Source organism: Protofrankia sp. Cj3 (assembly GCF_917627355.1).
Taxonomy (GTDB): Bacteria; Actinomycetota; Actinomycetes; order Frankiales; family Frankiaceae; genus Protofrankia.
On sequence record NZ_CAKJTR010000027.1, the window covers coordinates 1,392 to 14,328 of the forward strand.

Sequence of the window (12,937 nt, forward strand, 5' to 3'; positions counted from 1 at the left end):
CGAGCCTGAAGGTCCGAGGGGCCCGTAGGAAGGAGCGGCTGAGTTGCTACCTGCTGCCAGCCGCTCCCGATTTATGCGCTCACGCTGGACCTCAGAGATTGAATCGAAGATTCGGGCATTGTCATGCTGGACTTCAGTGACAGAGTCAAAGATTCGGGCGTTCTCGCGCTGATCGCCTTGCCGATGATGATCGCCTTGCCAGTCGCAGGTCATGCAAGCCACCTCCAATTGATCGACACCACGGCCCTCATTGTCTGTACCAAATTCGTGCGATTGGAGCACTTGGGCGAAAGCCGGTGGAGCCCGCACCAGGAAGCTGGCGGGCACCACTCCGAGCCCAAGGCCGTACCTGCTTCAGCCCCCTCGCTCGCCGCCCATCAGAGCGGGGGTGCTTGACATTCTCCTCTTCGGGCGGGCGGCTTCGCAGTCGAGTAGAGATGGCCCCGCCGCCCGCGGAAGGTCAGCGAGCTCCGAGCCGGCGGCCCATGTCACTGCCTGTCGTAGCGCAGACCATCCAAGATCAGCACGTCGCGTTGGAGGGACCAGGTTTTGCTGACGGATACGCAGCCTCCGGCTGCGACCCTCAGGGCGATCTGGTCGCCCGAGACCGTGAATGGTCCGGAGCACTGGTGCACGCCGCCGCTAGGCGTGGGCACCGTCCAGGTCCAGGTCCCGTCCGGTTCGAACGAACGCACGTTCATTCCAGAGGTGCCCTCGCGAGCCCAATCTCCCACCAGGCTGGCGGGTACGCTCCCACCATCCGGCGTCGCCGCGTCCGTGGTTTGGTCGACCGCCGGGGTGGGCGGCGGTGTCGGTTTCTCCGTCCATCCGCCGTCGCATCCCGTGAGGAACCCTCCCGCGAGGATGGCCGCTGCTACCGTGCTGGCCAGCCCTGCCCTCGTCATCATCCCCCGCCTTTGCTGCGCCGTGAAGCGATATTGATTGATCTCCATTGTCTATGGCGAAGCAGGTGGCTCACAGCCTCGCGACCACTCAAAGTCAGGCGTCCAGTTACTCAGGTTTCATTACCCGCCACGATTTGCCCTCACGACGGGCGTCCACGAGACAGCGGATCCCCAAAGAATGATCTTGAATGCCGCGACCTTCACCGTGTGATCTTGTGGTAGCGTCGCGCATCGCAGCAGGACATGTCCGCCGGCGGATCGAGCGCGACATAATTCGGCAGCATGGTGCATGGTTGGCCCTTCGTGGGCCGGTCCATCGAGCTGAGCCGGGTCACGAGAGAGTTGACCGAGGGCCGGGGAGTCTTGCTTGAGGGCGCGGCGGGCGTTGGCAAAAGCCGGCTGCTTCAGGAGGTCGCCGGCTGGCTGGACCCGGGCGGGTTCACGGTCAAGCACGTGTACGCCACCGAAGCCATGTCCACGATCCCGCTGGGCGCGCTCGCCGAGTTCCTGCCTTCTCAGGCGCAGCACGACGCGGTCGGGGCGCGGGAGCTCAACCTCGTCCTCGACGGCCTTGTCAGGCGGCTGTCCGGTGTCCACAACGTCGTGTTGGCGATCGATGACATTCAGCTGCTCGACGCAACGAGCGCCGATCTGGTTCTCCGCGCCACCCGGGCCGGTTACGTGCTTGTCCTCGCGGCGCGTCGGACCCCGGGTCGCGCTCCTGACAGCGTCGCGGAACTGTGGAAGAGGGACCTCGTCACGCGGATCCCAGTCCCGGCTCTGGATCGGTCGCAGACGGAGCACCTGTTGGCGAGGGCGCTCGGCGGCCAGGTCGAGCGGCGTACGGGGAACCGGTTGTGGCAGCTGACCGAGGGCAACGTATTGACGCTGCGCGAACTGGTCGACGGGTTGCGGCAGGCCGGGGAGGTCAGCCAGGTCGGTGGCCTCTGGCGCTGGTCGGGCGACACGCGGCTGCACATCGATGCCTTCCGTATGATCGAGGACCGAGTGAGAGGTCTGCCCGATAATCTGCGCACGGTCGTGGAGCTTGTCGCGCTCGCCGAACCCATCGACTACGGGATGCTCGTCGGACTGGTCGAAAAAGCCGAAGATGACGAAAAATGCGCCGTCACATTGGCCGAAGACCAGAAGCTCATCCAAGTGGACCGCGGCCGCCACCGGTGGGATGTGCGGCTCGACCACCCTCTGTTCGGTGAGGTGGTGCGTGGCATGCCACACGTTGGACGCCACCTCGGTTCCCTCGCCGACTATGTCGAGCGGACCGGTATGCGGCGGCGAGACGACGAACTGCACGTGGCGGTGTGGCGGATGAAATCCAAGACCGCCAGCGACCCGCACCTACTGGTCCGCGCGGGGCGCACCGCATACGCCCGTTTCGACCTGTCGCTGGCTGGGGAACTCGGCAAGGCCGCAATGGCCGCCGGCGGTGGCTTTGATGCCATTGAGCTGCGTGCTTCGATCCTCGGCTTCACCGGCAAGCCGCAACAGGCGGTCGAGCTACTGAACTCCGCCGAGTCCGCACTCGAGATCGATGAGCAGCGAACTCGCTGGTCCGTGGCGCGGGGAATGATCGAGTTTGGTATGCTGAGCGACCCGACTGCGGCGGAACGCCTGTGGCGTGACGCGGAAGCCTCGAGCGGTCCCGGAGCGGCCCTGCTCCGAGCGATCTCGGTATGCCAGCTAGCATGGCGCGGCGATTTCCCCGCCGCGTACCAGCGCCTGGTTGAGGGTGCGGGCACGGCGGGAAGTTGGACCGGCGGGTACTTGTTCGCCGAAGGGCATCGCCTGCTCCTCGCCGCGTACCACGGTGGCGGCGAGCTCCTACTCGATGAGTTGCACGACTTCGAGAGCCGTGTTCCGGACCATCTGCCCGAGTTCCCCTACCTACGGGCGGTCGCCACCCTCGCCCGGTGGAGCGTCACGGCCACGACCGGCAGCCTTCTGCTACGTGGGAACGGCAGTGGCTCCACCGACGACTTCCCTCTGTTCGAAGCGCAGGAAGGCCTCGCGGAAGCGATGCGCCTGCGACTGGCCGGGCGATTCGAATCAGCACACGCCGCAACCCTGGAGGCCCTCGCGCTGGCGGAGAAGGGTGGACGGACTCTACTGTCCGCGCTCCTCGCCGAACAGGCGCAGTGCGCCGCCCTCCTGGGCCGCTACACGGAGGCAGCGCATCTGCTCAAGGAAGCCGACAGGCGGCATGCCCAGACGATGACCCTCATGTACCCGTGGATCGAGCTCGCCCGGGCCCAGGTCGCCGCGAGTGCGGAAGACTTCGGCACGGTAGAATCCACACTTGGACGCCTAGTCGGCCGCCTACACGACGATGGATTCCACGGCCTGGAGATACACGCCCTGCTCGCCCTGCTCAGATACGGGCTCGTTCGCCCCGCGGACGTCGAACGGCTGCGGCAACTCGAGTCGACAGTGGACGGTCGCCTTCCCGTTCTCGTTCGACGTCACGCAGAGGCACTGCTCGTCTTGGATCAGACCGCACTGCGAGCCAGTGCGGATAGCTACGCGACACTCGGCCTGCGACTCTACGCAGCGGAAACAGCCGCCCAGGCATTCCGCCTGCCCCGCCCGAAAAAGGCTACCGGGGTCGGCGCGCTCGCCGGATACCTCGCAGACCTCCTGTCCGAACTTGACCATCCATGGGTCCCAGCACCTCGGATACCGATCCCGAAACTCAGCAATCAACAATGGAAGGTCGCCGGTCTCGCCGCCAAAGGCCAGAGCGACCGCGAGATAAGCAAAAACCTTTACCTCGAAAAGCGAACTACGGAAAACCATCTTTACGAAGTATACAAAAAGCTGAACATCCCAGGACGGGCCGAACTTGCCGGCCTGATAGAATTGTACGAGCTGCTTCGGGCCCGCCAAGACGAATGTTGATCGCCCTCCCGTCCCGGTTGCCCCCAGGGCTCCGACAAAGTCGTGATCGGCGTGTCGGCTGGCGTCGCAGGCTGGTAGCGGCTACGGCGTCGGGGTGGGGACGGCCCCGGGAACGGGCGGACGCGGCGCCCACGGGATGATCGAGGTTCCTACACCATGATCATCGAAGAGTGGGGCCGTGTCCGTGTCTTCAGTGTCGCCTACCCGCGTTCCCGACGGTCAGCAGGCCCGTCTGGCGGGCAGGGCCGTCGAGGCGCCCCGCGGCCTGCTCGACGCGCTGAGCGGCGCCGCGGGCGCCGCTTCGGGTTGGCGCCGGTGCTGGCCCTGTGGTTCGCGGGTGTTCTGGCTGGTCAGCAGACCTTCGCTGCGGTCTGGGAGTGGGCGGCCGACCTGCCGGCGGACGTGCTCGCCCGGTTCGGGTTGACGCGCGGGGTGCCGTCCGAGCGGACGATCCGCCGCCTCGTCGAGAGCTGTGACCCGGCCGGCCTGGACGAGGCGCTCTCAGGCTGGATCGCCCGGGCCGCGACGGTGGCCGGCCCCGCCGGCGAGGCCGCGGGGGCTGCCCTTCGACGGGAAGACCCTCAAAGGCGCCCGGTCATTCCCCGAGACGGGCCTGATGACCCAGGAGGCCGTCGTTGAGGCGCTCTGGCATGACACCGGCATCGCCGCCGGCCACCAGCGGGTCGTCGGCGGCGACGAGATCGCCGCAGTCGAGGTGCTGGCCGGCCGGCTCGACCTGACCGACGTCCTGGTCACCGCGGACTCGCTCCACAGCCACGAACGCCTGGCCCGCAAGATCCGGGCCGGGGGCGGCCACTGGCTCCTCGTGATCAAGCTGAACCAGCTGACCGTCCACGCCAACCTCACCCGGCTGCCCTGGAACCAGGCACCGACCCTGGTCACGACCCGCGAGAAAGCCCACGGCCGCCTCGAGGTCCGCTCGCTTAAGGCGCTGACCGTCACCACCCCGAGACTCGTCGGATTCTGGGGCACGAAACAGGTCATCGAACTGCGCCGACGCACCCGACGCAAGAAGACCGTCACCTCGACGCCGGCCGTGTCGGAGGAGCTGTTCTACCTGGTCACCAGCCTGCCCGCCGAACAGGCCCACCCCCGCCACCTCGCCGCCCGCGCACGCGGGCGCTGGACAGTTGAAGCCGTCCACCACGTCCGCGACCGCGTCCTCGACGAGGACCATCACACCGTCCGCACCGGCAACGCCGCTCTTGCCTGGGCGATCGCCCGTGACACCGCCATCAGCGCGTTACGCCCCACCGGACACAGCAACATCGCCAAAGCCCTGCGATCCACCGCCCGCAGCCCCGAACGCGTTCTCCAGATCATCTGCCTGATCAACAAAAACGGACTTTGACGGCGCCCTGCGGTTGCCCCGGTCACCGTCGAAGCGGACTGGCCGGCATCCGAACCGAGGAACTGCTCCAACGCCGGCACGAAGTCCTCCGACAACAGGCCGTGCAGGTAGAGCAGGGGCAGCAACCTCGGCGATCTTCGGAGAGCGGCGGCACCACGGCGGCAGAATCGCGGAGGAGAACCGCTGCCGCTCCCCGGTGTCCGGGTCGACACGGCGGTCGTTGACCCGCGGAGCCTGCACCTCGACCGCATCCGCGGCGATCATCACCTGCCGCGGCTGGTCATGTCCGTTGCGGACCAGCACGGCCGCGGTCGTCACGCTGGCCAGCAAGTTCGGCGATGTAGGCATCGACCTCGGCGTCCAGAGCGGCTGCGAGCATCCGCCGGGCACCTTCCCGCATGATCTCATCGATCAGCGACACCGTTGCCGCCGGACCGTTTTCGGGCGTGTTCTCCTCGGGGACTACCGTGAGTACGGGTGTACCTTCCCAACCGACGCGCCAACGTCGGCCTGACTGAGAGCGCATCTCGTTCAGATTAGGCGAAGTTTGTCGGATCCGGTACGCGGCAATTGCCAGGATTTGGGAACGGCGAGGTGGGGTATCGACTCACCTGCGCCGTCGTCTGCACCGCCTGAGGCGGCTCTGACGGGGGATGGTTCGACTCTGCCCCGCCTCACCACCGCCAGAAACCCGACTGAAACATCACAAAATGAACGAGATGCTCTCTGAGACCCAAACCTCGATCACCGGAAAGGTGCGCCATCCCCCAGCCGATCCATAGGTCTCAACTATTGCTCCGGGCACGGTGAACTGCGCGCGGCACGGCCACCGGGATCTGTCCCGATCGCCAGCGACGCCGCCACTGGGGGTCAGTCCCCGCCCGGCAGCATCGGCGTCTATGCCGGATGGTGCGGTCGTCGGGTCAGCCGCTACTGGACTGGTAGTGACCAGGGCCAACTCGGGGGTCGGGGAAAGCTCGGTCGCCCGGTCGCCCGGTCGCTGCGGACTGCGACCCACTGACCTTTTCTGACTGATCTTGCCTGCGGTGACCACGCCGACGGCTGGAGCCAGGGCGGATACGGCGGGGTTCGCCACCGGATCGTGTTCGGAGCGCGGCGTTGGGATCACCGGCACGATTCTGATTACCGGACGATCAGGCCCTGCGTATCAGGAGCGACACCGGCTCGAAGCAATAGCCGCCGCCGAGAGCGTTTCTCCAGGTCAACTGCGGTCAAGCGGGACGAACAGCTTCTTCGTCGCCGCGGGAATGACCGGCCGTCACCGTCAGGACGATGGTGTAACGGTTCCCCTGCGCCTACCGTCAGTGAGGGCCGCTCCGATGATGAGGATCGACTGCGCGACGTCCTGTAACCCCCCTGTCGGGGCCAGCCCCGGACCGGACGACAGACCGGGACGGCCGCGCCGATCGCCAAGGGGCGCCCTCGTCGGAGCCGGACGATCGTCGCGGGGGCGGTCCTGATGGAGCCGGAGACGTTCGCCCCAACGGAGCCCGAGGGCCCGAACGTGGCCAGGGCCTATGACTACTTCCTCGGCGGGGCGCACAACTTCCCCGCCGATCGGGAAGCCGCGGCGCGGGTCGTCCAGACGTGGCCGCAGATCCGGGACACCACCCGAGTCAACCGTCTGTTCCTCGGTGAAGCGGTCCGCTTTCTTGCCGGCGAGGTCGGCCTTCGCCAGTTCCTCCACATCGGCTCCGGCATGCCAACGATGGGCAACGTCTACGAGGTCGCCCAACGGGTCGCGCCGGACGCCCGCGTCGCCTACGTGGACCACGACCCCGTCGCCGTCGCGCACAGCCAGATCCTGCTCGCGTCCCATCCGAGGGCGCTGGCGGTGGAAGCCGACCTGACCCGGCCCGAGGAGATCCTCACCCATCCGGAGATCACCAGCCTGCTGGATCTGTCCCAGCCGGTCGGGCTCCTGCTGGTCGCGATCCTGCACTTCTTCCCCGACAACACCGACCCGCAACGACTGGTCGCCGCACTGCGCGCGGCGCTGCCGGCGGGCAGCTACCTGGTCCTCACCCACGCGACCGGAGACGGGCAGGGCCGGGACGTCGCGGACGCGGCCGAGGTGTACCGGCGCACGACCGCGCCGTTCCAGCTGCGGAGCCGTGAGGAGGTCTCGCGGTTCTTCGACGGCACGGACCTGGTCGAGCCCGGCGTGGTCCTGCTGCCGGGCTGGGAGAACGACCGTCAGCACCGGGCGACGACGGCCGAAGGACGGCTGCCCGTCTACGCCGGCGTCACGCGCATCCGGTGAGCACACGGTCCGGCTGCTCGACCTGTTGGCCGGCGGCCGACGTCCGCCGGGCTGGTGGAGCACGCCGAGGGATGGATCGCCGCCGCGACCGCCGACCTGTGGCCACGGGCCGAGGCGGCGTTCGGACCGACGGTCACCGCCAGCGCCGGGCTGAACGCCACCCTCGCCGCGCTCGCCACCGACTCCGCCGGCCACGACGCCGCCCGGCGCTGATCTCACCGTTCCCGGACCGCACACGGAAGGCACACGTCCATGGTCACGACGCCGCACCGGCCGCCAGGAAACGGGTCACAGCCCGCACCGCGGCCTTCCCCCAGGCCCGCTCCGACCTCCGCGGACGGGGAAGGCCCTCGCCGCCGGCCGGCCGCGGACAGCCCGATGATCACCACCAGGCGGCGGGCGGACCGGGCCCCGCACGATGAAGGTCCCCGCTCGTTGGAGCACGCCTTCGATCAGCTTCGATGCGCCGCGATCGATCTGCTCGACACGCACGTCCGCCACGGTCGCGTCTGCGCTGACTGCGGGCTCCGATGGCCGTGCCCTGTTGTGCTGCTCGCCGATCACAACCTGACACTGGTCGGCGACACCGCCCCTGCCCCGGTCCCTCCCGCCGGGCGGCCTATCGCTGCCGCCGCCAGCTCCGGGGACGGTCCAGTCTTTCCGGACTCCGCATGTCCGCCCGTGGCCGTCACTCGTAGCGGTGCCCGCCCGGCTGTACCCGCGCCGTCAGAGCGACGGACCGCTTCCGTACAGATCCCTGCGCCAGGAGAACGTATGACCACCGCTCTCGCCGCCACCCCGTCCACAACGCCCGATCCTCCTGCCGACCGGCTGCCGCAGCACGTCCGGCACTATCCGGCCATCCCGCGGTCTGCCAGCGCCGCCCGCCGCGATGCGACCGCGCAGCTGCACCGCTGGGGCCTCGACGGGTTGATCGACACGGCCACCCTCGTGGTGTCGGAACTGATCACCAATGCGCTCGCGGCCAGCAACCGCGCCCCTGGCCTGCACGGGGCCGACGACGTGGCCTCCCGGGTCGCGATGCGCCTGACCTACAGCCACCGTGACCTGATTGTCGAGGTGTGGGACGGCGGCACCGGTCGCCCGACCCGTCGGAGCACCGACACCGACACCGAAGACGGCCGCGGCCTGCACCTCGTCGCCGCCTTGGCCCGAGACCTCGGCTACTACCCGGTCCGAGTCCGCACCCCCGACGGTTACCGGACCAAGGGCAAGATTGTCTGGGCGGCCCTGCCTCACACCACGCCACCCCTCTGGCACGTTCCGGACGCGTCGGCTGAGGACCTGCCACGCCGTGACCCGCCGCCCGTCACCGACGAGGGCGCGTCGAATCCGGACGTTTACGACCGCGCGCTGCTGCAACGCGTCCTTGACGGACTGCGCAACCTTGACGACTGGATGCCGGCCACCTCCACGTAGAAACAGCCGGCCCCGGCGACTATCACGTTTCCGAATTCACCGTGGTCGACCTGTCGGAGATCCCCGGAATACGCGAGGGCACTGCCATCCAGGTGGCGATCGAACAGTACGTGACCTCCACGACCGCCTACGAGCCCTTGATCTCGCTCGGGCTCGGGGACGACGACCCCGACAGCGAGGCCCTCGCCCTCGACGAAGCCGACGCTCTCGCCGCCGCGCTCAGCCGAGCCGTCACCGCGGCCCGCGACGCTCAGGCACGCCAGATCCCGAACGGCGATAGCCCCGCCTGACGCCGCAGCGCACCACCCACCGCCTATCCCACCGCCTGGCCGGAGAGCAACCGTGACCGTCGACTATCCCTTGACCAGCAGCCCCGCCATCGACGACGTCGACCTGCCAGACCAGGTCGCCGCGGGCCTGCTCAGCGCGCTCGTGCACGTCACGGCCCCCCGTCTGTTCGCGGTCGTCGCCGAACCCCCCGACCCCGCCGATGTCCACGTCGTCGTCTGGGGACTCCGCTTCGACGATTACGTGGCTGTCATCGGTACCGACGGAAAGGTGAGCGGCAGCTTCTCCTCTCTGGACCGCGCCCTCTGGCTCTTCTCCTACCTCGACGCCGCCCTGCATGTCGTCTGGCACCGTCAGCCCACACCCACCCGCCCGCACCACTCCCGCCGACGGATCACCCGACTACGACGGTGACGATCAACGTCCCGGCGACCTCCGCCGCGCCGGTCCTTCTCGCCGATCTATGCCCCGGACACGGCCCTGCCGCGACCGGCAGCGACGCATCGCCACGCCCTACCCGGACCTCCGACGACGAAGCCACCTCGATGCGATCTCAGAGCGCATCTCGTTCAGATTAGGCGAAGTTTGTCGGATCCGGTACGCGGCAATTGCCAGGATTTGGGAACGGCGAGGTGGGGTATCGACTCACCTGCGCCGTCGTCTGCGCCGCCTGAGGCGGCTCTGACGGGGGATGGTTCGACTCTGCCCCGCCTCACCACCGCCAGAAACCCGACTGAAACATCACAAAATGAACGAGATGCTCTCTCACCGACACACGGTCCCGCGCTCCGTCCGATCGTTCTGCTCGCGCGCATGCGCGACCTCCTGCCACCCGAACAGCTGGCGAGCCTTCTCGCCAGCTTCACACCGCCGCCACGATCCTCCACCGCAGTGCTGGCACGCCGACCCGCCACGAGCGCCGATGGCGGGGGCGTGCCCGCGACCGGGCGGTGGTGTCCACGAGCACCAAGCGGTCTGATTCACGCGAACAGATGGACTCTCCAGCGCCGAACAGATCGCAGGGTCTCATGCCATTTCCGCAGCTCAGCCCGGCAATGACGGTACGAAGGAAACATCCGGCCAGCGGGGAATGACACACACCACCACGTCAAGCGAACATCATGGTTGGTGGCCTGTCTGGTTGAACGGGCCTCCAGTGGCTCCACCTCGTAACGGAGTGATCATTGGTCTCGGACCGCGTCTCGCAGCCGAAAGCGCCGGCCGGCGCGCCGAGTAATCAGACACCTCCGTCGAGCCCGGCGAACACGAGATGGCTGGCGCGGCACAGGTTCGACCGTCGGCCCGGCCCGACAGTGGCGGACCCGTTACTCTGGCGATGGTCTGCGCGTTCCCGACATGGCGGATCGACGGCGGTCCGGCGAACAGGCCCGGAGGGGACGCGGTGTGAGTAGGGCGAGCCAGCGGGTGGAGCAGGACGAGCTGCGAGCGCGGATGCGCGCGGTCGGCATGTCCCACGACGAGATCGCGATCGAGTTCGTCCGCCGCTACAAGTACCGTCCCCGCGCCGCGCACCGCGTCGCCCACGGCTGGACCCAGCAGCAAGCAGTTGATCACATTAACGCTCACGCCGCCCGCATCGGCCTCGACCCCGACGGCGCCGCCACGCGCACCGCGCCCTGGCTCAGCGAACTGGAGAACTGGCCGGTTCCACTCCGGCGCCGGCCTACGCCCCAGCTTTTGGCCTTGCTCGCCGAGGTCTACGGCACCAGCGTCCACAACCTCCTCGATCTCGAAGACCGAGAGAACATGATGCCAGCGGATCTGATGGTTATTAGCCAGATCCACAAAGGGCTGCCACCCATCACACACCATGACTCTGAGAACTCGACGGTGTGGGAAGCAATTCTCGGTGGCGTCTCCTCGCTGAGGACTACCGGGATCGCGATCGACAGCATCAGACTCACGAACCACGCCTATCCTGTGCCTGAGTCAGATGTGTTCCATCAACCGCTGGCCATAGGCATCGCCGATCCGGTGAAGCACTGGGTCGACCTACTGGGTCTGATCGCCGGGAGAGTCAACGACAGTGGAGCCGGCTCGGTGTGGAGCCTGGTCCAGGGGCACCTTGACGTGCTCGATGCGTTCCGCCGGGCGTCAACGGTCGAGGGTCGTCGGTTGCTCGCGGTCCAGGCTCGGTGGTCGGAGTTTCTTTCCTGGCTTGCCGACAGCCTCGGACGTCCGGGTGCGGCGCGGAAGTGGGCCGAGTTGGCGTTTGGCCAGGCGACGGAGGCTGGCGACCGTCGCACCGCGAGCTCTGTCCTGATGCGACGGGCGCAGCAGGCGGCTGATCAGGGACGTGGCGGGGAAGCTATCGCGCTGGGAGAAAGCGCGGCGGCCCTCGATTCAAGCAGTGCGTGTACCGCCGCGCTGTGTCTCGTCCGGCAGGCGCATGGGCATGCCCTCAACCACGACCCCGCCGCATCCCGTGCTGCCGTCCGTCAGGCGGTCCGGCTGCTGGCTGGTGCTGAACGCGACCCGGACCCGTTGGATGGGCACTGCACGGATCTCTACGTGGCGGCATACGAAGGCCACTGCCGGCGGCTGGTCGGCGACCTGGACGGGGCGACAAGACTACTGGACGAGGTGCTGGCGGCCTGGCCGGCCGAGCTGCGTCAGGATGAGGTGATGTGGCGGGCATGGTTGGCGGACACGCACACCGCGGCCGGGCGCGTGGCCGAAGCGGGAGCGCAGGGCCTGCGTGCGTTGGAACTCGCCCAGGCCACCGGATCGGCGCGCGCTGACGCGGTACTCGGCAGCATGGCGGGAGTGCTCGCGGGGGCCGATCGGGTGGTCGAGGTCGGCCAGTTCCTCGCCGCTTGCCGGGTCGTTAACGCCGCGAGGAGGAGACAGCCATCCCTATGATCACCACGGCGACCAGCGCCGAGGCGGAGCGAATCGGCGCGCGGGCGGCCGTGTTGCCGGTGGGCAGCTTCGAGCAACACGGCGCTCACCTCCCCCTCACGACAGACACGTTGATCGCCCAGGCGATCGCCGAGGCCGCGGCCGATGCGTACAGCCTGTTCCTGCTCCCGCCTGTCACGTTCTCGTGCTCCCACGAGCACACCTCGTACCCGGGAACGGTGAACATCTCGTCGGTCACCCTGACTGCGGTCATCCGCGACGTCGCCAGCTCGCTGCGCCGTTCCGGAATCCCCGTGCTGGTGCTCGTCAACGGTCATGGGGGCAACTACGTCCTGAACAACATCGTTCAGGAGGCCAACATCAGCGGGCCGGCCATGACGCTGTTCCCTGGACGGTCGGACTGGGCGGCGGCCCGTGCCGCCGCCGAGCTGGAGACCGACACCCACGACGACATGCACGCCGGCGAGCTGGAGACCTCCGTCCTTCTGCACGTGCACCCCGATCTCGTCCGGCCCGGCTGGGAAACTGCCGACGAGGGAGGCGGCCCCCGACCGCACCTCCTCGTCCACGGCATGACGGCGTACACGCAGACAGGCGTGATCGGCCGCCCCTCGCTCGCTACCGCCGAGAAGGGCAAACGGCTCCTGGACAGCCTGACCGGCCTGATGAGCGCCCACCTCGACGCGCTCGGCCTGACTGGTCGCTGACCACGCCCTACTCCCGGCTTCATCGGTCACCGGAGAACGGGGCTGCGGGAGAAGCAGCTACACAATCAGACGAAGGTCCGCCGCGCTCAACGCCGCGCCTGGCACCCGAACGACCGGGCATATATCCCGGCGTGTCCGGCCG

General features: G+C 68.1%; 11 protein-coding genes and 1 pseudogene. 10 read left to right on the forward strand and 2 right to left on the reverse strand.

Annotation, left to right across the window (positions count from 1 at the left end; all coding sequences use genetic code 11):
• Positions 1-213 (reverse strand): hypothetical protein (locus MJ783_RS05840; protein ID WP_239308911.1); only part of this gene is annotated, 213 nt, incomplete at its 3' end.
• A 995-nt stretch (positions 214-1,208) separates the two neighbouring features.
• On the opposite strand from MJ783_RS05840, the gene MJ783_RS05845 reads away from it, so the two are divergent.
• The 3 genes from MJ783_RS05845 (at position 1,209) to MJ783_RS05855 (ending at position 5,193) form a co-directional block, all read left to right on the forward strand.
• Complete coding sequence (locus MJ783_RS05845; protein WP_239308913.1) at positions 1,209-3,821, forward strand: LuxR C-terminal-related transcriptional regulator; 2,613 nt, start codon at positions 1,209-1,211, stop codon at positions 3,819-3,821.
• Between the two features lie 315 nt (positions 3,822-4,136).
• The gene (locus MJ783_RS05850) at positions 4,137-4,460 is read left to right on the forward strand and encodes a transposase family protein (RefSeq protein ID WP_239308915.1); all 324 of its coding nucleotides are present in this window, start codon (positions 4,137-4,139) and stop codon (positions 4,458-4,460) included.
• Positions 4,438-5,193: an ISAs1 family transposase gene (locus tag MJ783_RS05855; protein WP_239308917.1), complete on the forward strand. Its 756-nt coding sequence runs from the start codon at positions 4,438-4,440 to the stop codon at positions 5,191-5,193. Before MJ783_RS05850 ends, MJ783_RS05855 begins: the two co-directional genes overlap by 23 nt.
• Before the next feature lie 8 nt (positions 5,194-5,201).
• Here the strand turns inward: MJ783_RS05855 and MJ783_RS05860 are convergent.
• A pseudogene (locus MJ783_RS05860) lies at positions 5,202-5,719 on the reverse strand (transposase); the annotation flags it as partial.
• A gap of 954 nt (positions 5,720-6,673) precedes the next feature.
• Here MJ783_RS05860 and MJ783_RS05865 point away from each other — a divergent pair.
• The 7 genes from MJ783_RS05865 to MJ783_RS05895 all read left to right on the forward strand — a co-directional run bounded on the left by MJ783_RS05865 (position 6,674) and on the right by MJ783_RS05895 (position 12,795).
• Positions 6,674-7,477, forward strand: a complete 804-nt coding sequence (locus tag MJ783_RS05865) for an SAM-dependent methyltransferase (RefSeq protein ID WP_239308919.1) — start codon at positions 6,674-6,676, stop codon at positions 7,475-7,477.
• Positions 7,478-7,531: 54 nt separating this feature from the next.
• Entirely contained in the window at positions 7,532-7,690 is a 159-nt protein-coding gene (locus MJ783_RS05870) for a hypothetical protein (RefSeq protein WP_239308921.1), read from the forward strand.
• 561 nt (positions 7,691-8,251) lie between these two features.
• Positions 8,252-8,917: an ATP-binding protein gene (locus MJ783_RS05875; RefSeq protein ID WP_239308923.1), complete on the forward strand. Its 666-nt coding sequence runs from the start codon at positions 8,252-8,254 to the stop codon at positions 8,915-8,917.
• A gap of 41 nt (positions 8,918-8,958) precedes the next feature.
• Positions 8,959-9,207: a hypothetical protein gene (locus MJ783_RS05880; RefSeq protein WP_239308925.1), complete on the forward strand. Its 249-nt coding sequence runs from the start codon at positions 8,959-8,961 to the stop codon at positions 9,205-9,207.
• A gap of 52 nt (positions 9,208-9,259) precedes the next feature.
• On the forward strand, positions 9,260-9,619 hold the full coding sequence (locus MJ783_RS05885; protein WP_239308926.1) for a hypothetical protein: 360 nt from the start codon (positions 9,260-9,262) through the stop codon (positions 9,617-9,619).
• A gap of 990 nt (positions 9,620-10,609) precedes the next feature.
• Entirely contained in the window at positions 10,610-12,088 is a 1,479-nt protein-coding gene (locus tag MJ783_RS05890) for a helix-turn-helix transcriptional regulator (protein WP_239308928.1), read from the forward strand.
• A complete protein-coding gene (locus MJ783_RS05895) occupies positions 12,079-12,795 on the forward strand; it encodes a creatininase family protein (RefSeq protein WP_370651455.1) in 717 nt (238 codons plus the stop codon). The genes MJ783_RS05890 and MJ783_RS05895 overlap by 10 nt, the downstream gene beginning before the upstream one ends.
• The last annotated feature ends 142 nt before the right edge of the window (positions 12,796-12,937 follow it).